The organism is Roseicyclus mahoneyensis, assembly GCF_003148775.1.
In the GTDB taxonomy this organism is placed as follows: domain Bacteria; phylum Pseudomonadota; class Alphaproteobacteria; order Rhodobacterales; family Rhodobacteraceae; genus Roseicyclus; species Roseicyclus mahoneyensis.
Genome location: NZ_QGGW01000004.1, coordinates 358,596 through 380,237, shown reverse-complemented (window position 1 = coordinate 380,237; position 21,642 = coordinate 358,596). Strand labels below are relative to the sequence as shown.

The 21,642-nt window shown below is 66.1% G+C and carries 21 protein-coding genes; 14 read left to right on the top strand and 7 right to left on the bottom strand.

The genetic code is table 11. The annotated features are described in order from the left end of the window. Window positions 1-254: 254 nt before the first annotated feature. Window positions 255-1,550, top strand: a complete 1,296-nt coding sequence (locus C7455_RS10990; RefSeq protein ID WP_109668122.1) for an adenylosuccinate synthase — start codon at window positions 255-257, stop codon at window positions 1,548-1,550. Between the two features lie 27 nt (window positions 1,551-1,577). After that, window positions 1,578-1,805, top strand: a complete 228-nt coding sequence (locus C7455_RS10985; RefSeq protein ID WP_109668120.1) for a DUF2842 domain-containing protein — start codon at window positions 1,578-1,580, stop codon at window positions 1,803-1,805. A gap of 68 nt (window positions 1,806-1,873) precedes the next feature. Here the strand turns inward: C7455_RS10985 and C7455_RS19920 are convergent, their stop codons facing one another. Continuing rightward, window positions 1,874-4,204: a hypothetical protein gene (locus tag C7455_RS19920; RefSeq protein WP_146199986.1), complete on the bottom strand. Its 2,331-nt coding sequence runs from the start codon at window positions 4,202-4,204 to the stop codon at window positions 1,874-1,876. 124 nt (window positions 4,205-4,328) lie between these two features. Between C7455_RS19920 and C7455_RS10975 the strand changes: the two genes are divergently transcribed. The 7 genes from C7455_RS10975 to C7455_RS10945 all read left to right on the top strand — a co-directional run bounded on the left by C7455_RS10975 (window position 4,329) and on the right by C7455_RS10945 (window position 11,542). After that, a complete protein-coding gene (locus tag C7455_RS10975; RefSeq protein WP_109668118.1) occupies window positions 4,329-5,048 on the top strand; it encodes a thiamine diphosphokinase in 720 nt (239 codons plus the stop codon). A 39-nt stretch (window positions 5,049-5,087) separates the two neighbouring features. Continuing rightward, window positions 5,088-5,876, top strand: coding sequence for a ribose-5-phosphate isomerase RpiA (gene rpiA / locus C7455_RS10970; protein WP_109668116.1), 789 nt, complete (start codon window positions 5,088-5,090; stop codon window positions 5,874-5,876). A 92-nt stretch (window positions 5,877-5,968) separates the two neighbouring features. Continuing rightward, on the top strand, window positions 5,969-7,405 hold the full coding sequence (locus C7455_RS10965; RefSeq protein WP_109668114.1) for an FAD-dependent oxidoreductase: 1,437 nt from the start codon (window positions 5,969-5,971) through the stop codon (window positions 7,403-7,405). A gap of 96 nt (window positions 7,406-7,501) precedes the next feature. Further along, window positions 7,502-8,668: an FtsH protease activity modulator HflK gene (hflK, locus tag C7455_RS10960; protein ID WP_109668112.1), complete on the top strand. Its 1,167-nt coding sequence runs from the start codon at window positions 7,502-7,504 to the stop codon at window positions 8,666-8,668. After that, the gene (gene hflC / locus C7455_RS10955) at window positions 8,668-9,561 is read left to right on the top strand and encodes a protease modulator HflC (RefSeq protein WP_109668110.1); all 894 of its coding nucleotides are present in this window, start codon (window positions 8,668-8,670) and stop codon (window positions 9,559-9,561) included. The genes hflK and hflC overlap by 1 nt, the downstream gene beginning before the upstream one ends. A 10-nt stretch (window positions 9,562-9,571) precedes the next feature. After that, a complete protein-coding gene (locus C7455_RS10950; RefSeq protein WP_109668108.1) occupies window positions 9,572-9,775 on the top strand; it encodes a DUF2065 domain-containing protein in 204 nt (67 codons plus the stop codon). A 363-nt stretch (window positions 9,776-10,138) separates the two neighbouring features. Beyond that, complete coding sequence (locus tag C7455_RS10945) at window positions 10,139-11,542, top strand: Do family serine endopeptidase (protein ID WP_109668106.1); 1,404 nt, start codon at window positions 10,139-10,141, stop codon at window positions 11,540-11,542. Between the two features lie 61 nt (window positions 11,543-11,603). Here the strand turns inward: C7455_RS10945 and C7455_RS10940 are convergent, their stop codons facing one another. Both C7455_RS10940 and C7455_RS10935 read right to left on the bottom strand, forming a co-directional pair. Next, a complete protein-coding gene (locus C7455_RS10940; RefSeq protein WP_245904300.1) occupies window positions 11,604-12,164 on the bottom strand; it encodes a peptidoglycan-binding domain-containing protein in 561 nt (186 codons plus the stop codon). Window positions 12,165-12,241: 77 nt separating this feature from the next. Beyond that, window positions 12,242-12,622, bottom strand: a complete 381-nt coding sequence (locus tag C7455_RS10935) for an OB-fold nucleic acid binding domain-containing protein (protein WP_109668105.1) — start codon at window positions 12,620-12,622, stop codon at window positions 12,242-12,244. A gap of 119 nt (window positions 12,623-12,741) precedes the next feature. On the opposite strand from C7455_RS10935, the gene C7455_RS10930 reads away from it, so the two are divergent. The 3 genes from C7455_RS10930 to aspS all read left to right on the top strand — a co-directional run bounded on the left by C7455_RS10930 (window position 12,742) and on the right by aspS (window position 15,761). Further along, entirely contained in the window at window positions 12,742-13,065 is a 324-nt protein-coding gene (locus C7455_RS10930) for a 2Fe-2S iron-sulfur cluster-binding protein (protein ID WP_109668103.1), read from the top strand. Window positions 13,066-13,071: 6 nt separating this feature from the next. Continuing rightward, window positions 13,072-13,845: an FG-GAP repeat domain-containing protein gene (locus tag C7455_RS10925; RefSeq protein ID WP_109668101.1), complete on the top strand. Its 774-nt coding sequence runs from the start codon at window positions 13,072-13,074 to the stop codon at window positions 13,843-13,845. Window positions 13,846-13,973: 128 nt separating this feature from the next. Further along, window positions 13,974-15,761, top strand: a complete 1,788-nt coding sequence (gene aspS, locus C7455_RS10920) for an aspartate--tRNA ligase (RefSeq protein ID WP_109668218.1) — start codon at window positions 13,974-13,976, stop codon at window positions 15,759-15,761. Window positions 15,762-15,879: 118 nt separating this feature from the next. On the opposite strand, the gene C7455_RS10915 is transcribed toward aspS, so the two are convergent. Further along, the gene (locus C7455_RS10915) at window positions 15,880-16,587 is read right to left on the bottom strand and encodes a response regulator (RefSeq protein WP_109668099.1); all 708 of its coding nucleotides are present in this window, start codon (window positions 16,585-16,587) and stop codon (window positions 15,880-15,882) included. A gap of 178 nt (window positions 16,588-16,765) precedes the next feature. Between C7455_RS10915 and mce the strand changes: the two genes are divergently transcribed. Together mce and C7455_RS10905 are read left to right on the top strand one after the other, a co-directional pair. Further along, on the top strand, window positions 16,766-17,170 hold the full coding sequence (mce, locus tag C7455_RS10910; RefSeq protein ID WP_109668098.1) for a methylmalonyl-CoA epimerase: 405 nt from the start codon (window positions 16,766-16,768) through the stop codon (window positions 17,168-17,170). Beyond that, window positions 17,170-17,451 carry a DUF1467 family protein gene (locus tag C7455_RS10905; protein ID WP_109668096.1) on the top strand — a complete coding sequence of 94 codons (282 nt, stop codon included), beginning with the start codon at window positions 17,170-17,172 and terminating at the stop codon, window positions 17,449-17,451. The genes mce and C7455_RS10905 overlap by 1 nt, the downstream gene beginning before the upstream one ends. Here C7455_RS10905 and C7455_RS10900 read toward each other — a convergent pair. The 3 genes from C7455_RS10900 to topA form a co-directional block, all read right to left on the bottom strand. Continuing rightward, the gene (locus C7455_RS10900) at window positions 17,420-18,127 is read right to left on the bottom strand and encodes an EI24 domain-containing protein (protein ID WP_109668094.1); all 708 of its coding nucleotides are present in this window, start codon (window positions 18,125-18,127) and stop codon (window positions 17,420-17,422) included. The two genes, C7455_RS10905 and C7455_RS10900, sit on opposite strands and share 32 nt — an antisense overlap. Beyond that, window positions 18,124-18,696 (bottom strand): nitroreductase family protein, encoded by a 573-nt coding sequence (locus C7455_RS10895; protein WP_109668217.1) that lies wholly within the window; start codon window positions 18,694-18,696, stop codon window positions 18,124-18,126. Before C7455_RS10895 ends, C7455_RS10900 begins: the two co-directional genes overlap by 4 nt. Window positions 18,697-18,818: 122 nt before the next feature. Further along, window positions 18,819-21,593 (bottom strand): type I DNA topoisomerase, encoded by a 2,775-nt coding sequence (topA, locus tag C7455_RS10890; protein WP_109668092.1) that lies wholly within the window; start codon window positions 21,591-21,593, stop codon window positions 18,819-18,821. Between the last annotated feature and the right edge of the window lie 49 nt (window positions 21,594-21,642).

Here is a 21,642-nt window from a genome sequence, read left to right as displayed (position 1 = left end):
CCGCCGCAAGTCCCACACTGACAACCATAGCGCGAGTTACGGATCGTTGCGCAAGTGTTTTGTTTCATGTGAAGCGAAAGACAACTTCGTGTGCAAAAGTATACCGCGCGGGCCCTCTGACCGCGTTTTCCGACCAACTGCGGCAGCATGTCGCACCTCGGAGGGTGTGTGGGCGTCTTTGGGCGAGACTCCGCTTTCCACCCGGGCCGCGCCCCGGTATAGCCGCCCGGGGCCGCAGAACCGGAGGATCCGCCATGGCTAATGTCGTCGTCGTTGGTGCCCAGTGGGGCGATGAAGGCAAGGGCAAGATCGTTGACTGGCTGTCGGAGCGCGCCGACGTAATCGCGCGCTTCCAAGGCGGCCACAACGCCGGCCACACGCTGGTGATCGACGGCAAGGTCTACAAGCTGAACGCGCTGCCCTCGGGCGTGGTGCGGGGTGGCAAGCTCAGCGTGATCGGCAATGGCGTCGTGCTGGACCCCTGGCATCTGGTGGGCGAGATCGCGGCGATCCGCGGGCAGGGCGTCGAGATCACGCCCGAGACGCTGATGATCGCGGAAAACACGCCATTGATCCTGCCGATCCATGGCGAATTGGACCGCGCCCGCGAGGAAGCGGCAAGTGCGGGCACCAAGATCGGCACGACGGGGCGCGGCATAGGGCCCGCCTATGAGGACAAGGTTGGCCGCCGGTCGGTGCGCGTGGCCGATCTGGCCGATGACGCGACGCTGGTCGCCCGCGTCGACCGCGCGCTGCAGCACCACAACCCGCTGCGGCGCGGTCTTGGCATCAGTGAGGTCGACCGCGACGCATTGCTGGACCAATTGCGCGCCATCGCGCCCGAGATCTTGCCCTATGCCGCCCCTGTCTGGAAAGTGCTCAACGACAAGCGCAAGGCCGGCAAGCGCATCTTGTTCGAGGGCGCGCAAGGCGCGCTGCTGGATATCGATTTCGGCACCTATCCCTTCGTCACATCGTCCAACGTGATCGCGGGGCAGGCCGCCACCGGCGTCGGCGTAGGCCCGACCGCCATCGACTATGTGCTGGGCATCGTGAAGGCCTACACCACCCGCGTGGGCGGCGGCCCGTTCCCGACCGAACTGATGGACGCTGATGGTGATCGTCTGGGCGAGCGGGGCCGCGAATTCGGAACCGTGACCGGTCGCAAGCGGCGCTGCGGCTGGTTCGATGCCTGTCTCGTGCGCCAGACCTGCGCCACCTCGGGCGTCAAGGGTATCGCGCTGACCAAGCTCGACGTGCTGGACGGGTTCGAGACGCTGAAGATCTGTATCGGCTACGATCTGGATGGCCAGCGCCTCGACTATCTGCCCACTGCCGCCAATGCGCAGGCGCGCTGCACGCCCATCTACGAGGAAATGCCCGGCTGGTCCGCCTCGACCGAGGGGGCGCGCAGCTGGGCCGACCTGCCGGGCGAGGCGGTGAAATACGTCCGTCGCATCGAAGAGTTGATCGACTGCCCGGTGGCCCTACTCTCCACCTCTCCCGAACGTGACGACACGATCCTTGTGACCGACCCGTTCGTGGACTGACCTGACGACGAACCCGGAGGGAGCACCATGGCGCTCAGCTACAAGAGCCGGCGGCGCCTGTCGCTGCTCATTCTGTTCTTCGGCCTGCCGGCCTATATCGCGCTGGCATGGTGGATCGTGAGCCTGTTCGAGCGGCCCTCACTCTGGATCGAACTGGCAATCTACATTGGTCTGGGCGTGATCTGGGCGATCCCCCTCAAGGCGGTGTTCAAGGGCGTGGGGCAGGCCGATCCGGACGCACCGCGCGACGAATGACACCGCTGTAATGCAAAGCGCCCGCTGCAGGGTCCTGCGGCGGGCGCTTGCGCGTCTTGGCAAGGGGATCAACCGTCGTTGCGCGGCTCCACGAGGCGGAAGGCACCGCGCGCCACGCGTTCGACCCGGCCACGGCGCATCAGGCTGCCAAAGGCATGCAGCATGTCTTCGCGGCTGATCGAGTTGTCCGTCGCCTCCGAGATCATCCGGAACAGGTCGGGGCGGTCGAAGGTGCTGGTGCCAAATTCCTCATCAGCGTAGCAGGCGGCCAGTTCGACAACCTCGTCGATTTCGACCGCATCGCTGGCCTCGAGCCGGAGCGCAAAGCGCTCGCTGTGGGTCAGGGCGATTTCGGCGTAGTTGACGGTGTCCTCTTCGATCTGCGCGGCGGTCTCGGCCGTGTTAGCCGTGGCGGTGGCAGAGATCGGCGCGGGCGCAGGCTGCTCTGGCGCGATGGCCGGCGTCGGGCGCGGCTGCGGCGCGGGGGCGGCACGCAAGCTTGGCGCCGGCGCAATCTCGGCTTCGGCTTCGGTGTGGAAGGCTTCGGCGGCATTGCCGGCGCGGCCAAGGCTCATGATCATGCCGGCGCGCTGGGCCAGTTGGGCAAGGCTGTTGGCCATCTGGCGCGGCTTGGGCATGGCGGACTCGGGCGCGGTCTCGGCAAGACGCAGCGGGCTGGCCATCTCACCGGTGCTGACGCGGCGGGGGCGCACGGGCTCGCCGCGGGCCGCGCCAGGCTCTTCGGCATCGACACGAAGTTCCGACACCAGCACCAGCGGTGCCGGGCGGCTTGTCTCGCCACGGCGGCGAGTGACATCGACGCGCACCCGGCGGGGACGCATCGCATGGGCCAGATCCTCACGGTAGTCGCCAGTGCCGTCATCCTCGGTTTCCGGACCGTCGGGGGCAAGCTGCTGATCGGCGCTGCGCGCGGCAACGGCGGCCTTGAGATGCTCGATATTGGCACGGCGGCGCGTTGTGTCGGCATCCGACAGGCGGGCATCGGTTGCGTCGAACAGGCGATCGGCGTCGGGTTCGTCTGCCAGCATCCGCAGGTCATGTGCGGTGGCTTCGGCGTGCTCGGCCGAGATCTGCGGCGCGGTCACATCGGCCGATGTTGCCTCGTCGGCGCGCAGCGTGGCGCTGATGGCGGCGAGCGCCGCATCGTCGTCAAGAGCGGCACGAAGCGGTTCCGGATCGGTTTCTGGGGGGCGCACGGCCTCCCGGGCGGCCGGGATCGCGGCGGCGACCGTCGTTGTGGCCGTGGCCGTGGCTGCGGCGATGGCTGCGGCGATGGCGGCATCGTCGTCGGTGGGGGCGTTGTCATTCTCGAAGCCGGTGTCGGCGTCGTCATAGGCACCCAGATCACCGTCTTCCGCCGTCAGGCCCATATCATCGCCATGGCCTGCATAGATGTCGGCCGCGAGTTCCGCATCCTCGATCTCTGCCATGCTGGTCGCGGCGCGGCGGATGCTGGCAAGCCGTTCGGCGACCGACGCGCCGTCCAGCAGTGCGGCATCCGCGAAGAAGCCGTCATCCTCGAGGTCGGTGGCATTCTCGCCGTCGACCGCGCCGAACAGGTTGTCGTCCTCGGCCAGATCTTCGGCGGCGTCCTCGTCGTCCTCATCTTGGTCGAACATGTCGTCGGCCATGGCGGCGGCGACGGCTGCAAGCGTGTCGATGCCGACAGGGGCCTCGGGCATGCTCTGCAAGGCATCCTCCGCCTCGGCGGTCGCGTCCTCGGCAAGAGCCACAGGCAGGCTGTCATCGGCGAGGGCGCTTTCGTCGGCGTCATCGTCCTGCGCCTCGACGTCGAGTTCTGCGACAATCTCGGCGTCTTCATCCTCTTCGACGTCGTCTGGGATCTCTGCAGGCGCGGCCGGGATCTCTTGCGCAATCACGGCAAGGTCTTCGGCGGCCTCATGCGCCTCGATCACGGGCTGGGCCTGTGCGTCGGAGGTCTGATCCTCGGGGGCGATTTCATCCTCGTCCGCCTCTGCGACGGACGGTGCGTCGGTTGCGGCGGTTTCGGTCGTCTCGGGCTCGGCCTCGGCCTCGGACTTCGGCACCGGGGCGGCGGCGGCCATCACGGCTGCGGCTTGTGCCACGGGGGCGGGGGCGGGCGCCGGTGTTGCGGGGGCCTCGTCGTGCTGGCGCAGCAACAGACCGCTTTCCATCATCCGCGCCTCGACCCGGCGCTGGATTGCAGCCTCGGTGATGCGGTGCAGCATCTCCGTGTCCGGGGTGGGCGGCTCTGCGCCGAAATACCTGTCTTCGGCGGCAAGGTCGCGGAAGTATTCCGCAATCGCCTTCATCGCATGGAACGGTTCGTCGAACCCTTCCAGGGTGCAGGAGAAGGTGCCATAGGACACCGTGAGGATCTTGTTCGCGTCACTCATAGGTCTCAACCATTCTGCTCGACCGGACGAGGCCGGATTTTCTTACCTGTTGTTTCTTGGCTACCAAAGTGATTCCCCACAAAGGCGACAGGAATGGGGCCTTTCAAAGGAGATTATTCCGAATATGGGCAACAATGTGCCATCGGATGCGCCGCTGTTTTGGTCCGACACGGGTGTGACGCTGCTTGGCGGCGGGCATTTGGGGCCGGGGGATCTGGCCGCGGCACTGGCCCTTGCGCCGCGTCTGGTGGCGGCCGATGGCGGGGCCGCCGCGGCGCTGGACGAGGGGCGCATCCCCGAGGCCGTCTACGGCGACATGGACAGTCTGGCGCAAGAGGCGCGCGCCCGCCTGTCGCCGGGCACCGTTCACGCGATCCTTGAGCAAGACAGCACCGATTTCGACAAGGCGCTGCGCCATATCCGGGCACCCGTGGTGCTGGCCGCCGGGTTCACCGGCGACAGGGTCGATCATGAACTGGCTGTCTATCATGGGCTTGTGGCGCGACCCGAGGCGCGCTGCATCGTGATCGGCGCGCGCGATCTGGTGCTGCATGCGCCGCCCGAGTTGGTCCTCGACCTGCCGGAAGGCACGCGTCTGTCGCTTTTCCCGATGGCCCGGGTGACGGGCCGCGACAGCGGGCTCGAATGGCCCATCGCGAATGTCGTCTTCGATCCGGCCCGCCGTATCGGCACCTCGAACCGCATCAAGCGCGCGCCGCTGCAGCTTGTCTTCGACACGCCCGGCATGCTGGTGATCGTGCCGCGGGACCATCTGGGCGCCGTCACGGCCGCCGTAGCGGCCGCGTCAGTTTGGTCTCGCACCAAGGACGCAGGTTGGGTATGAAAGATGCGTGACAGACCCCGGCACAGGACCCGTCAGCCCATGACCGCAGCGCTTTCGCCCATAGACAAGGCCAAATACATCGCCGCCCGCCGCGCGGTGGAATTCGTGGAGGACGGGATGCGCGTGGGCCTTGGCACGGGCTCGACCGCCGCATGGATGGTGCGCTGTCTGGGCGAATTGATCCGCGACGAAGGGATGAAGATCACCGGCGTCGCCACCTCGGCCCGCACGGCGGAGCTGGCGCGCGAGGTCGGTGTGCCGGTCAAGACGCTGGACGAGGTGCGCTGGCTCGATCTGACGATCGACGGGGCGGATGAATACGACCCCAACCTCAACCTCATCAAGGGTGGCGGCGGCGCGCTGCTGCACGAGAAGATCGTGGCGACGGCGTCCGACCAGATGGTGGTGATCGCGGACCTGTCGAAACAGGTCGACACGCTGGGCGCCTTTCCCCTGCCGGTCGAGGTCATCCCCTTTGGCTGGCAGACAACCAAGGCGCTGATCGAGGAAATGCTGTCGAATGTCGATGTGCTGGGCCGCTCGGCCAGCCTGCGGCTGAACGGGGCCGAACCCTATTGCAGCGACCAGGGGAACTTCATCCTCGATCTGCATCTGCGCCGCATCGCCAACCCCGCGCAATTGTCGCTGGTGCTCAACCAGATCCCCGGTGTGGTGGAAAACGGGCTGTTCCTCGATATCTGCGACGTGCTTGTGATCGGCAATGCCGACGGCACGGTGGAGGTGCGCGACATCAACAACGGCACGGTTGAGCATGAGCGCATCGATATCACCGACACCGAGAACCTGTTCGTCGACAGCGCGGAATAGACGCGGTCGACAGCGACCCCGTCAGGCTGGCATCGGGCGCGCGTCCGTGAAATACCCTGACCGCGACGAATGGCAGGAACGGCAAGACCCTCATGACGGTATTTGACTATGACCTTTTCGTGATCGGCGGCGGTTCGGGCGGCGTCCGCGCGGCCCGTGTGGCGGCGGCGACCGGCGCGCGCGTGGCGCTGGCCGAAGACAGCCGCATGGGCGGCACCTGCGTGATCCGCGGTTGCGTGCCGAAAAAGCTGATGGTCTTTGCAAGCGAATACCGCGAGATCTTCGCCGACGCCCGCGCCTATGGCTGGGATGTGCAGGACGGCGAATTCGACTGGGCGCGGTTTTCCGGCCATCTGAATTCCGAACTGGACCGGCTCGAAGGCGTCTACCGCAAGCTGCTGGAAGGGTCGGGAGTGCAAATCTTCGACAGCCGTGCGCGCCTCGCGGATCCGCATACCGTCGCGCTGGCGGACGGCGGCACGAAGACCGCCAAGCATATCTTGATAGCGACCGGCGGCCGCCCGCAGCGCCCGGACATGCCCAATGCCCATCTTGGAATGGTCTCGGACGACCTGTTCCAGATGGAAAGCCTGCCCAAGTCCATCTTGATCGTCGGCGGCGGCTATATCGCCTGCGAGTTTGCCTGCATCCTCAACGGCCTCGGCGTCGAGGTCACGCAATTTTACCGCGGCGCCCAGATCCTGCGCGGCTTCGACGAGGAGGCGCGCGGCCTGATCGCCGACCAGATGCAGGCAAACGGAATCGCGCTGCATCTTGGTACCAATATCGTCGAGATGGCGCTGGCCGATGCCGAAGGCCCCAGCGACCCGCACGGCATGGGCGCGCCGATGGCCGAACCTGACCAGACGCCCAAGGGCGGCACGCGTGGAGAGGTCCGGGTCAAGGGATCCAACGGGCTGGAACGCCGCTACGACGCCGTCCTCTTCGCCACCGGCCGCACACCCAACACCGCCGAGATGGGGCTGGAGGAGGCGGGCGTGCAGATCGGCCGCCGCGGCGAGATCGTGGTGGACGACTTCAGCCAGACCGCCGTGCCCTCGGTCTACGCCATCGGCGATGTCACCAACCGGGTGAATCTGACGCCCGTTGCGATCCGCGAGGCCATGGCTTTCGTCGAAACGGTGTTCAAGGGCAACCCCACGCCGGTCGATCATGACCTGATCCCGTCGGCAGTCTTTACCCAGCCCGAGTTCGGCACCATCGGCCTGACCGAGGAGGAGGCGCGCGACATCGAGCCGGTCGAGATCTACTGCACGTCCTTCCGGCCGATGCGCACGGCCTTTGCCGGACGGCCCGATAGGGTGCTGATGAAGCTCGTGGTGTCCAAGGCGACGCGCAAGGTTCTGGGCTGTCATATCGTCGCGCCCAATGCGGGCGAGATGATCCAGCTGGCGGGCATCGCGGTCAAGATGGGTGCCACAAAAGAGGATTTCGACCGCACGGTTGCGGTTCATCCGACGATGGCCGAAGAATTGGTGACGATGAAAACGCCGGTGCGTACGGGTTGAATTGACCACAAAAACGCACAGCTTGCGGTGCAATCCGGGGCAGATGCCCCATATACACGACAATGACGGCGAGAGATGTGAGGGGAACGACGATCGATGGCTGGCAATAATGGCGGACCTTGGGGCGGCGGTGGCGGCTCCGGCGGCGGCGGCGGTGACCGCGGCAACAACGGCTCTGGCGGTCCGGGCGGTCGGCGTCCCGGTGGCTCCGAGCCGCAGATCCCGGAACTCGACGAGATCGTCCGCAAGGGTCAGGAACAGTTGCGCGTCCTGATGGGCGGGCGCGGAGGCCGGACCGGAGGCGGCGGCGGCGGTGGGGACAACCCGATCAGCCCGCGCACGATCTGGATCGCAGGGCTTGTTGCGGCGGTCGGGTTCTGGCTGTTCAACTCGGTCTACACGGTTCGCCCCGAAGAACAGTCGGTGGAACTTCTGTTCGGCGAATTCTATGCCGTCGGCGAGCCCGGCCTGAATTTCGCACCCTGGCCGGTCATCACCGCCGAGGTCGTCAACGTCACCTCCGAACGGACCGAATCCATCGGCGCCAGCCGTCAGGGATCGGGCGACGATGGATTGATGCTGACCACCGACGAGAACGTCGTCGACATCGACTTCCAGGTGGTCTGGAACATCACCGACCCGTCCCTGTTCCTGTTCAACCTGCGCGATCCGGAAATGACCATCCGCGCCGTCGGGGAGGCCGCGATGCGCGAAGTCATCGCCGCGTCGCAACTGGCGCCAATCCTGAACCGCGACCGTGGCATCATTGCCGACACTGTTCTGACCCTTATTCAACAGACGCTGGACAGCTACGACAGCGGCGTGAACATTGTCCGCCTCAACCTCGACCGCGCCGATCCGCCGGTCGAAGTGATCGACGCGTTCCGGGACGTGCAGGCCGCCGAACAGGATCGCGACCAGCTCGAGCGTCGTGCAGACGCCTATGCCAACCAGGTTCTGGCGGGCGCGCGCGGTGAAGCAGCCCAGATCCTCGAACAGGCCGAAGGCTACCGCGCCCAGGTCGTGAACGAGGCGCAAGGTGAAGCGTCGCGCTTTCTTGCGGTTCTGACCGAATATCGCCAAGCGCCCGAAGTGACGCGCCGCCGCCTCTATCTCGAAACGATGGAGCGGGTGCTGGGCGATGTTGATCTGGTCATTCTCGACCAGGCTGGCGACGGCGCCAACGGGGTCGTCCCGTACCTGCCGCTTGACCAGTTGCGCCGGAACCCTGGCACCACCACCACGACGGGGAGCTCGAACTGATGCGCCGTATAACCTATATCATTCCCGTCATCGTGCTGGCGGCCGTCGTCTTGCTGAGCTCGGTCTTCGTGGTCGATGAGCGCCAGCGCGCGCTTGTCCTGCAATTCGGCCAGATCCGTCAGGTGATCGAGGAGCCGGGCCTGAACTTCAAGATCCCGTTCATTCAGGAAGTGGTCTATTATGACGACCGCATCCTGTCGATCGACACCGCCACCATCGAGGTCACTCCGTCGGATGACCGGCGTCTGGTGGTCGACGCCTTCGCCCGGTTCCGCATCAATGACGTCGTGCAGTTCCGGCAAGCTGTCGGTGCCGGCGGCATCCGTGCTGGTGAGGAACGGCTCGAGGGGATCATCAATCCCACGATCCGGGCTGTCCTCGGTGCCGATGGGGTGACCTCGAATACGATCCTGTCCTCGGAACGCTCGCGGCTGATGGATGAGATCACCACCTCCACGCGGCTCCGCGCAGCGTCGCTCGGGCTCGAGGTGCTCGACGTGCGGCTTAAGCAGACCAACCTGCCGGTCCAGAACCTCGAGGCGACCTTTGCCCGAATGCGTGCCGAACGTGAACGCGAGGCGACCGACGAACGCGCCCGCGGTGAAGAGGCCGCGCTGCGTGTCCGCGCCCAGGCGGACCGGACCGTGGTTGAACTGATTTCGGACGCGCGCCGCGAATCCGAGATCATCCGCGGTGAGGCCGACGCCGAACGCAATGCGATCTTCGCCAACGCCTTCAACCAGGATCGGGAGTTCTTTGAATTCTACCGCTCGATGACAGCGTATGAACGCGCGTTGATGCAGCGCAACTCGACCATGGTGATTTCGCCGGACAGCGAGTTCTTCGAATATCTGAGCGGCTCCGGCGTTGCGGTGCCCGCGCCCTTCCAGTAACGCCGCCGAAATGCTGCTCTGGGCGTTCATACTGGGGCTTGGCATGGTGCTTGTGATCGAGGGGCTGGTGTTCGCACTGGCCCCTTCGCGTCTTGAGGACCTGTTGCGCGCCCTTGCGGCGATCCCGGTGGAAACCCGGCGCATCATCGGTCTGGCCGCTATGACGCTGGGCGCGGTGCTGGTATCGTGGGCCCTGAGCTCGGGGCTGCTGTGACCACCCTCCGGTCAGCGACCCACTGCCGGGTAGGCAAATCCACCTTTGCGCAAATCCAAACGCCGTGACACGATCCCGGAAATGGCCTGTCTGCGGGTCGGATCAGAGATGCTCACGCCGACGTGACGGATGTGTCACCGGCAATTTGAGGCCGGGGATTGAACCCGGCGATTTCCGACCGAATATCAGAGGGGTCCGGGGGCAGGTGACGTGCCCGCCCCGGCATGGCTGACAGGAGGGAAGTTCGTGACGATCCAACAGTCCCAAGACCCGCGGCAAGCGCCCCGTGCCCGCGCGATTGCCGCCCCACGCGATGCGGGTCAGACGCTATACCGTCGCGCCCTCTTGGCACTGATCGCCGCAATGATCGTGCTGGCGGCGATTGTGGCCAGCGGGCCTGCGCGGGCACAATCTGCCCCGCCCGCCACGTTCGCCGATCTGGTCGATCAGGTTGGCGATGCGGTCGTCAACATCACGACCTCGGCCGTGGTCGCCGGTCGGCAAGGCCCTGGCCCGATGGTGCCCGAGGGCTCGCCGCTTGAGGATTTCTTTAACGACTTTCTCGATCGGCGAAACCCCGAACAGGGCCCTCGTCGCAGCCAGGCGCTGGGCTCGGGCTTCGTGATTTCCGAGGACGGCTATATCGTCACGAACAACCACGTCATCGAGGGTGCCGACGAGATCTTGATCGAGTTCCGTGGCGGCTTCACGCTTGAGGCTGCGCTGATCGGCACCGACCCCAACACCGACATCGCGCTTCTCAAGGTCGAGGCAGATGCGCCGCTGCCGTTCGTGCCCTTCGGCGACAGCGACGCGATGCGCGTGGGCGATTGGGTCATGGCCATGGGCAACCCGCTGGGGCAGGGCTTTTCTGTGTCGGTCGGCATCGTCTCGGCCTCGGGCCGGGCACTGTCGGGCACCTATGACGACTACATCCAGACCGATGCTGCCATCAACCGAGGCAACTCGGGCGGGCCGCTCTTCAACCTTGACGGCGAGGTGATCGGGGTCAATACCGCGATCCTGTCGCCCACCGGCGGGTCCATCGGCATCGGATTTGCGATGTCCTCGGACGTGGTGACCAATGTGGTGGCGCAACTGCGCGAGTTCGGCGAGACGCGGCGCGGATGGCTGGGGGTCCGCATTCAGGACGTCAGCGCCGACATCGCCGAAAGCATGGGCCTTGAACAGGCACGTGGCGCACTTGTCACCGACGTACCCGAGGGTCCGGCGCGGGCAGGCGGGATCGCCGTAGGCGACGTCATCCTCAGCCTCGACGGGCAGGACATCGTAGACACCCGCGCCCTTGTCCGCATGGTCGGCGAAAGCGCCGAGGGTCAGACTGTGCGCATCATCGTGGTGCGCGATGGCGCGACAGAGACGCTGAACGTGACGCTTGGCCGCCGCGAAACGGCCGAAGGTGCCGCGACACCCACCGCACCCGATGGCACGCCCATTCCGACCCCCTCTGCCGAGGTTCTGGGGATGGAACTGGTTCCGTTGACCGACGAGCTGCGGCAGCGTCTGGGCGCGCAAGGCGTGTCGGGCGGTCTTGTGGTCGAGGCGGTGGACCCTGCCTCGGACGCCAGCGCCAAGGGGCTGGAACCCGGCGACATCATCACCGAGGTGGCGCAGCAGCCCGTGACCACCGTTGCCGATTTTGCGGCGCGGGTAGAGACAGCGGTCGATAACGGGCAGAAGTCCATCCTGCTGCTGATCCGCCGCGCCGGAAACCCGCGCTTCGTGGCGATCAGCCTCGAGAACTGACGCGGGCCATGTCCCAAGGCAAGGGCTCTGGCGCGATGCAAGGGCCCTTGTCGCGAAAACCTCAGCCCTGCCCGCCGCCCGCGGCCAGTTCCGGGTTCCATAGCGACAGGCCCAATTGCTGCGCCGCGGCCAGCGACAGGATCGTGCTGTCCAGCCCCTGTGGCTCTTGATAGGCGCGGATTGCGCGCTCCGTCCGGCGGGTCATCTCGCCCGTAACGGGACCCTGATACAACCCGCGCGCGGCCAACGCGCGTTGCAGCGAGGCGATGAACTCGGGATCGCCCACCTGCATCTCGCAGGGGATCTGGAACCACAGCTCGCGCCGTTCACGGATGATGCGCTGCTGACTCTCGCTGACGAAGACGCCGGGTTCCAGCACACGTCCGTCGCTGGCGATCTGCGGCGGTTGGATCATCACCTGTTCGGTCACCGTCTCGATCACCGCCGGCGTCGATTCATTGGCGTAGCACGCGCTCGGGTCGGCATCGGGCGGGCCTGCACCACGCATGACCTCGATGGCGCCTTCGCCTGCACTCAGAGGTTGGGAAAAGGCGCTGCGGTCGCCTGCGGGCATGCAGGCGGTCAGGGCCAAAAGCCCGGGCAGAAGGAGGCTGTGGCGCATAGGGAGGACTGCTCGCCGCGTTTTATTCTTGGTTCCACGATACCCTGTTTCGCCCCGCCGCGAAAGCGCCCTGTCGCTCAAGGCTGGTCGGCGGCGCGGGTCGGCTCGTGCAGGCGCACCAGATCGTCGAGCAGCGCCGAGATATCCTCCACCTCCTCTGCCACCACATGGGTCACGCCCGACTGCCGCTGCACCCGTCCCGTGACCCTGAGCAGCCGCCCCGCAATCACCGCGCGGCGGAAGCGTTGGTAGATCTTTTGCCAGACCACCACGTTGCAGACCCCGAACTCATCCTCCAGCGTGACAAAGATCACCCCTTTGGCCGTGCCCGGCCGCTGCCGCACCAGCACAAGCCCCGCCACCGCCACCCGCGCGCCCTCGGGCGGCAGATGCAGCAGGTGGTGCGGCAGGCAGACCGGCGCGCGCGGCCAGTCGGGGGGGGACAGTAGGGGCTCCATTAAGAACAAATGTAGAACATTCAGCCCGTGGCGCAACCCGTCCAATTCGGGCTGGAAAGCGCGCGTCCCGCGTATTACGTCACGACCGACCCATTCAGACCGCCAGAGCAGGGAACCCCATGGCCAGGATCACCTATATCGAGCATAACGGAACCGAACATGTCGTGGACGTGCCCAACGGCCTGACCGTCATGGAAGGCGCGCGCGACAACAACATCCCCGGCATCGAGGCCGATTGCGGCGGCGCCTGCGCCTGTTCCACCTGCCATGTCTATGTCCACCCCGATTGGGTCGCCAAGCTGCCCGAGATCGACCCGATGGAAGAGGACATGCTGGAGTTTGCCTACCAGCCCGACACCACCCGCTCGCGCCTGACCTGCCAGCTCAAGGTCTCGGACGCGCTGGACGGTCTCGTGGTACAGATGCCTGAAAAGCAGATCTGAACGGCTGTGGCGGCGCCGCGACAGCCCACCCGCTCGTGGCGCGATCCTGCCCGCGGCGCAGGGCTGGCGGCAGGCCTGTGGCTGGCGGCGACCGGCCCGGCCCTTGCGCAGACCGGCTACGCCGCCGCCTACGAGGGGCCGACGACGCGCTACCCGCACGGCGTTCTGGGTGATGATGTCGAATATACCATCCTTGCGGTGACCCTGCCCGATGGCCGCACCCTGCGCAGCGCATGGGATGCGCCCGTGGTCTTCGAGGATCTTGCCCCGCGCCTTGCCGATCTGGACGGCGACGGGCGCCCCGAGATCGTGACAGTCGAATCCCACGAGGAACATGGCGCACGGCTTGCGATCTGGCGCATCGGCGCCGATGCGCTGCACCCCCTTGCCAGCACACCGTGGATCGGCCAGCGTTTTCGGTGGCTTGCGCCGGTCGCCGCAGCCGATCTCGACGGCGACGGTGCCATGGAACTGGCCTATATCGACCGCCCACATCTGGCCCGAACCCTTCGCGTCTGGCGCATCGTCTTCGACGGCTCTGACAGCGCCACCCTGACCGAAGTCGCGGCCCTGCCCGGCCTCACCAACCACCGCATCGGCGAGGCCTTCATCACCGGCGGCCTGCGCGACTGCGGCAACGGCCCCGAGATGTTGACCGCCAACAGCGACTGGTCGCGCGTGAGGGCCACCGTCCTTCTGCCCTCAGGCGATCTGGTCAGCCGCGACATCGCCCCTTTCTCGCCCTCCGCGATGGCCGAGACACTCGCCTGCCGCGACTGAGGCCTGCCGCTTCATCTTTCCCCAAATATGCAAGCCCGGCCCGCCATCCCGCACCCCCGCCGGGGTTGACTTCACCGCGCACCGGCGGTCTATCGGCGCGACGCCAGATCCGCCCGAAGGGACCCATGATGCACGCCTATCGCAGCCACACCTGCGCCGCCCTGACCGCCGCCGATGCCGGTCAGACCGTCCGCCTTTCGGGCTGGGTGCATCGCCGGCGCGACCATGGCGGGGTCATCTTCATCGACCTGCGCGACCATTACGGGATCACGCAGGTGCTCTGCGATCCCGACAGCCCGGTCTTCGCGCAGATGGAAAAGCTGCGCGCCGAATTCTGCATCCGCATCGACGGCGTGGTGAAGGCGCGTGATGCGGCGCTGGTGAACCCCAAACTCCCCACCGGCGAGATCGAGGTCTATGTCCGCGATCTCGAGGTATTGGGGGCCGTCACCGGCGATCTGCCGCTGCAGGTCTTCGGCGATCAGGACTACCCCGAGGAAACCCGGCTGAAATACCGCTACCTCGACCTGCGCCGCGAGGCGATGCAGGCCAACATGGTGCTGCGTTCCGACGTTGTTTCCTCGATCCGGCGGCGCATGTGGGATCTGGGCTTCCGCGAATACCAGACGCCGATCATCACCGCATCCTCCCCTGAAGGCGCGCGCGATTTCCTCGTGCCGTCGCGGCTCCACCCCGGCAAGTTCTACGCCCTGCCGCAGGCCCCCCAGCAGTTCAAGCAGCTCCTCATGGTCTCGGGCTTCGACCGCTATTTCCAGATCGCGCCCTGTTTCCGCGACGAGGATCCGCGCGCCGACCGTTCGCCCACGGATTTCTACCAGCTCGACATGGAAATGTCGTTTGTCGAACAAGAGGATGTGTTCGGCACCGTCGGCCCGGTGCTGCAAGGCGTGTTCGAGGAATTCGGCGGCGACCGCCGCGTCGATCCTGCCGCCCAATGGCCGCGCATCTCCTACGCCGAGGCGGCGCTGAAATACGGCACCGACAAGCCCGACCTCCGCAACCCGATCGAGATGCAGGTGGTGTCCGAGCATTTCGCGGGCTCGGGCTTTGCGATTTTTGCGAAGATCCTCGAGCAAGACGGCACGCAAATCCGCGCCATCCCCGCGCCCACGGGCGGCTCGCGCAAGTTTTGCGACCGCATGAACGCTTGGGCGCAGGGGCAGGGGCTGCCGGGAATGGGCTACATCTTTTGGCGCGACGCGGAGGATGGGTCGCTTGAGGCCGCAGGCCCCTTGGCCAAGAACATCGGCCCCGAGCGGACCGAGGCGATCCGCGCCCAGCTTGGCCTCAAGGCAGGCGATGCCGCCTTCTTCCTCGCCGGCAAACCGTCGGAATTCGAGGCCATCGCGGGACGTGCCCGCACCGCCATCGGCGAGGAACTGGGCCTGATCGACCAGACCCGCTTCGCCTTTGCCTGGATCGTCGATTTCCCGATGTACGAAAAGGACGAGACGACCGGCAAGATCGACTTTTCCCACAACCCGTTCTCGATGCCGCAAGGCGGGCTCGACGCGTTGTCGGGCGATCCGCTGGGCGTCTTGGGCTACCAGTACGACCTTGCCTGCAACGGCTACGAGGTCATCTCGGGCGCGATCCGCAACCACAAGCCCGAGATCATGTTCAAGGCCTTCGAGCTGGCGGGTTACGGCGCGGATGAGGTGCGCAAGCGTTTCGGTGGCATGGTCAATGCCTTCCAGTTCGGCGCGCCGCCCCATGGGGGATGTGCGGCTGGCATCGACCGGTTGGTGATGATCCTTGCAGGCACCTCGAACATCCGCGAGGTCATCTTGTTCCCGATGAACCAGCGCGCCGAGGACCTGATGATGAACGCGCCCTCAGATCCGACCAGCGACCAGCTGATGGAGTTGGGGCTTAGGGTCATTCCGCGGGATTGATCCACAGCTTATCCACAGAGTGTTGGATTTGTGCTAGTTTTGGTAAAAAATGGCCTGATCTATCTACCTTTTGATCGGATTAATTCGCGGTCTAAGGCCGGCACACTGGGCGCAAACTTCACATCGCCATCGGCAAACCCTGTATCCGGCTCGACAGCGCGTGGCGCAGGGTGCTGCGCCCGTCTTGATCTAGCGCTGGAGTCATGCCGTTGGCGCAATCCTCCAGCCCGTCGTCGCGGGCCGTGCGCGCCACGCCCAGCAGGAACCGCCGCAGGTAGCCCACCGGCGGATCGTCCAGCGCCAGCAGCTCCATCGCATGGGTCAGATCCTCGCGGTAGGCGATGAGGTCGGGCGTGACGGCGCCCGGCTCCACCAGACGCGGCAGGCGCGGGCGCATCGCCTCGGGCATATGCTCGAGGATGGCGGCCTGAAACAGCGCCAGCGCCTCGACCGGTTTGGGCAAGAAGCCGTCGGCGCCAGCCGCGCGCGCCTCGGCCTCGGCGGTGTCGCGGTCGGCGCCAGAGGTGCCCAGCAAGATCGGGACACGCGGCCGCATCGCGTGGATGCGCGCGATCAGGTCATGGCCCGACCCGTCGGGCAGCCCCAGATCGACGATGGCAACCGATGGGCGGTAGACATTGAGGTGCCGCTCGGCGGATGCGATACAATCTGCGCGCCGGATGCGCGCGCCCGAGCGCAGGCACAAGAGCCGCATCGCCTCGGACGCGAAGCGGCTGTCCTCCACCACCAGTATGGTCAGGCCGAGAAGGGGCCGTTCGGGCGTGGGCCGCGGGCGAAAATCCATATGTGTCAGGTCGTCATCCATGTGTCGTCCCCTGTCCGATGCATGCCAAGCGACGCCAGCGCGCCGAATCTCCGTCACCGTCCCAGTAAAGCCGCTCAAGGTTGACCCCCGGTTAATGCGGCCGCCTGCGGCGCTTCACCCCTTGGCTTGCGGGGCCATGCGGGCCATATCTCGCCCACGCCAAGCAGGAGATACCCCCATGATCGGCCGCCTGAACCATGTCGCCATCGCCGTCCCGGACCTAGAGGCCGCCTCCGCGCAATACCGCGACACGCTGGGTGCCAAGGTGAACCCGCCACAAGACGAGCCCGACCATGGCGTGACCGTCGTGTTCATCGAACTGCCCAATACCAAGATCGAGCTTTTGTATCCCCTGGGCGAAAACTCTCCGATCCAGGGGTTTCTCGACAAGAACCCTTCGGGCGGCATCCACCATGTCTGCTACGAGGTCGACGACATCCTCGCCGCACGCGACCGCCTTCAGGCTGCAGGCGCGCGGGTGCTGGGCACCGGCGAGCCCAAGATCGGGGCGCATGGCAAGCCCGTGCTGTTCTTGCATCCCAAGGATTTCAACGGGACGCTTGTGGAACTGGAGCAGGTCTGATGGGCGTTGTCACCGGCATCGTGCTTTACGCAATCATCTGGTTCATGACGCTGTTCGTCGTGTTGCAGGTGGGTGTGACCAGCCAATCCGACACCGGCGAGCGGGTCATGGGCACCCATGGCTCGGCCCCGGTGAACCCTCAACTCAAGCGCCGTTTCTTGGTGACCTCGGGCGTGGCGGCGGGGATCTGGGCCGTGATCGCAGGCGTCATCTTGTCGGGCGCCGTCACCATCGACGACATTGACCTGTTCACGCGCTTCGGGATGGGGCAACCCGATTGAGCATGTGATAGAGGTGGGTAAAGGTCGCAGCCCCAAGGATCGGGACCAGCAGGTTGACCACCGGGATCGTCAGCGGCACCGCCATCAAGACGCCCGCCGCAAACAGCGTGCCTGAATTGCGCCGCCGGAATGCCCGCGCGCCCGCCGCATCCGTCCGACGCAGGGCGACAAGCTGGCCGTATTCCCGGCCAAGCAGGAAGCCGTTCACGACCCAGAACAGCAGCGGCGCAATCGGCGCGAAAAGCAGGTAGCCGACCAGCGCCACGAGGTTCACGCCGATCACCACGCCAAGGAACCGCGCGGCATCCCCCATCCCTTCGAGAATGCCGACGCTGCGCGCTTGGGGAAGGTCGGGGTAATGCACATCCTCGACCGCATCGGCCACCTGTTCGAGGAATATCCCCATGAAGGCCGAGGCGACGGGCACCATCAAAAAGACCGACACCAGCAAGAAGAGCGGCACCGCCGCCCAGCTGATCGCGGTCTCGGCCCAGGTGATCTCGCCGATCCAAGGCAGGTTGAAGGTGTCGGGCATGATGAGGCCCACCAAGGTGACGAAGCCGATGTAGAAGCCGATGAGCAGCACGAGCGTCAGGCCGACGCCAAGGCCCAGCACCATGAGGAACCGGCGGTCGGACAACTGGCCGAGGGATTTGAGAAAGGCCTGCAGGATCATGTGTCGATCCACTCGGTGATCGCGTCGAGATCGGGCCGGGGCCGGTCGGCGGGTTGACCCTTGGGCGTGCCAAGATGCACAAAGCCCGCCACGGATTGCGGCGCCTCAATCCCAAAGGCCACGCGCAGGAAATCGGGGTCGCGCGCCATCCAGCCGGTCAGCCAATGGCCCGAGAACCCTGCCGCCTCGGCCGCGTTCACAAGGCTTAGGCAGGCCAGCGCCGCGGTCTGTTCCTGTTCAATAACCGGAATGGGGGTGCCTTCGCGCGGCGTGCAGATCACCGCGACCGTCATCGGCGCATCGTCGAAGGCCGCGGCTTGTTTTGCCAGCTTGTCGGGATCGCGCCCCTGATCTGTTCCAACCTCGCGCGTGATCCGGGCCAGCCGGTCCACGGCGGGCTTGCGCAGAACGGCGAAGCGGAAGGGCACGAGCTTGCCGTGATCGGGCACGCGGGCGGCGGCGGTCAGCAGGCGCGTAAGCGTCGCGTCGTCGGGAGTGGGGGCCGACAGCATCCGTACGGGAACCGAGCGGCGGGTCAGCAGGAAATCGAGGGGGGTGCGTGTATCCATGCCGCTCATGTCATGGCTCGAGCCTGGTCGATCAAGGGGAAATGTGGACGTTGCCCGCGGCGACCGGAGAACCGGGGTTTTCCGGCCCGAAAAACGCGTTTTCCGGGCGCCCCGCCCAGCCGTCAGGCCGTTTTCGGGGCGGCCTTGGCCTTGGGCTTTGCCGCAGCCTTGGATTTGGCGGCAGCCTTTGGCTTTGCGGCGGCTTTCGGTTTCGCCGCGGCCTTGGCTTTGGCGGGCGTCTTGGCTTTCGCCTTGCCCTTGCCGCCCTTGGATGCCTTTTCGGCGATCAGCTCCACCGCCTGTTCCATGCTCAGCGCCTCGGGCTCCACATCCTTGGGCAAGGTCGCATTCACCTTGTCCCATTTGACGTAAGGCCCGTAGCGCCCGGCCATTACCTGAACGGGACCGCCATGTTCGGGATGCTCACCCAATTCCTTGAGCGGGGCCGCAGCTGACCCGCGCCCGCTGCGCCCTGCAGCCTTGGCCGCCAGCAATTCCACCGCCCGGTTCATGCCGATGGTCCAGACCTCGTCGACCTCGGGCAGATTGGCGTAAAGCGGCTTGGCGGCCTCCTTGGCCTTGTAGCTCACATAGGGGCCGAAGCGCCCGATCGCGGCCTCGACCGGCCCACCATCCTCGGGGTGCGCGCCCACCATGCGCGGCAGCGTGAGCAGTTTCAGCGCCTGTTCGAAATCCATCGCCTCGGCCGACCAACCCTTGGGCAGCGAGGCGCGCTTGGGCTTGGGATTATCCTCGGTCGCCTCGCCCAGTTGCACATAAGGGCCAAAGCGGCCGTCACGCAGCGTCACGGGTTCCGAGGTGTCGGGGTCCACGCCCAGCATCTTGCCGTCCAGCCCGATGCCGGTGCCATCCTCGCCCTCGGGATTGGGGGGGCCGAAGGGGCGGGTGTAGCGGCATTCGGGGTAGTTCGAGCAGCCGATGAAGGCCCCGCCCGAGCGCGCCGTGCGCATGGACAGACGGCCCACGCCGCAGACCGGGCAGCCGCGCGGATCCGACCCGTCGGGGCGCGGCGGAAAGAGGTGAGGCGCCAGCACGTCGTTGATCTTTTCCAGCACATCGGTGATGCGCAATTCCGCCGTTTCCGACAGCGCGGCCGAGAAATCGCGCCAGAAGGCATCGAGCACGTCCTTGTAGGCCCGGTCGCCCGCGCTGACCTCGTCAAGCTGGTTTTCCAGATCGGCGGTGAAGTCGTATTCGACATATTTGCCGAAATAATTGCCCAGAAAGGCCGTGACCAGCCGCCCCTTGTCCTCGGGGATCAGGCGGTTCTTGTCCTTGCGCACATAGCCGCGCGCCACGATCGTGTCGAGGATGGAGGCATAGGTCGAGGGGCGCCCGATGCCCAGCTCCTCCATCCGCTTGACCAGCGTGGCCTCGGTGTAGCGCGGCGGGGGCTGGGTGAAATGCTGCTGGCCCAAGACCGCGCCATCGGCGGACAAAAGCGCCGCGTCGGCCTTGCGCAGATCGCCCTTGGGCTCTGCGTCGATCACGGCGTCATCCTGGGCCGCCAGTTTGGACCATTCGCCTGCAAGCGCGCCCTTGGCAGGGGTCAGCTTGTCGCCCTTGGACACCTGCGGCAGGCGGCGGCTGTCCTCGTCGGCCTCGTCGTCGCGGCCTTCCTCATAGACCTTGAGGAAGCCGTCGAAGAGCACGACCTGACCGGTCGCACGCAATTCGACTTGCGCGTCGGCGCTGGCGACCGTGACGGTCGTGCGTTCCATCCGGGCGGCTTCCATCTGGCTGGCGATGGTGCGTTTCCAGACGAGCTCGTAGAGCTTGCGCTGGTCATCTTCCGACAGGCGAATGTCGCCCGGGGCCTTGGCCATGTCGGTGGGCCGAATGCATTCATGCGCTTCTTGCGCGTTCTTGGCCTTGTTCTTGTACATCCGGGGCGCGGAGGGGACGTATTCGGCGCCATAGCGGTCCTTGATCGCGTCGCGCGCTGCATGAACCGCCTCGGGCGCCATGTCGATGCCGTCGGTCCGCATGTAGGTGATGTGGCCCGCCTCATAAAGACGCTGCGCCGCGCTCATCGTCTGGCGCGCGCCCATGCCGAACTTGCGGCTGGCCTCTTGCTGCAGGGTCGAGGTCATGAAGGGCGGGGCGGGGTTGCGGCTGGCCGGTTTCGCCTCGACATCCGTCACGGCCAATGCGCGCGAGGATACCGCCTGCACCGCCAGCCCCGCCTCGGCGGCGGTGGCAAGATCGTAGCGGTCGAGCTTTTTGCCCCTCAGATGGGTGAGCCGTAGCTCCAGGCTCTGGCCGCGCGGCGTGTCGAGCATGGCGCGGACCGACCAGTATTCGCGGGCGCGGAACGCCTCGATCTCCATCTCGCGGTCGGTGATGATGCGCAAGGCCACCGATTGGACCCGGCCCGCCGATTTCGCGCCTGGCAGCTTGCGCCAGAGGACCGGGGAAAGGTTGAAGCCCACGAGATAGTCGAGCGCGCGGCGTGCCAGATAGGCCTCGACCAGTTCCATGTCGACTTGCCGGGGGTTCTTCATCGCCTCGGTCACGGCCGTCTTGGTGATCGCGTTGAACACCACCCGGCTGACCGGCATGCCCGCCTTGATCGCCTTGCGCTGTGTCAGTGCCTCTTGCAGGTGCCAGCTGATCGCCTCGCCCTCGCGGTCGGGGTCGGTCGCGAGGATCAGGATGGGGTCGTCCTTGAGCGCGTCGGCGATGGCCTTTACGTGTTTCTTGCTATCGGTCGCGATCTCCCACTCCATCGCGAATCCCTGGTCGGGGTCGACCGACCCATCCTTGGAGGGCAGGTCGCGGACATGGCCATAGGACGCGAGAACCGTGTAATCCTTGCCCAGATAACCATTGATTGTCTTGGCCTTGGCGGGCGATTCGACGACGACGACGGGCATGCAAAACTTCCTGTTTGGCCGGGGGGCCGTGTGGCGGCGGACCATGTGG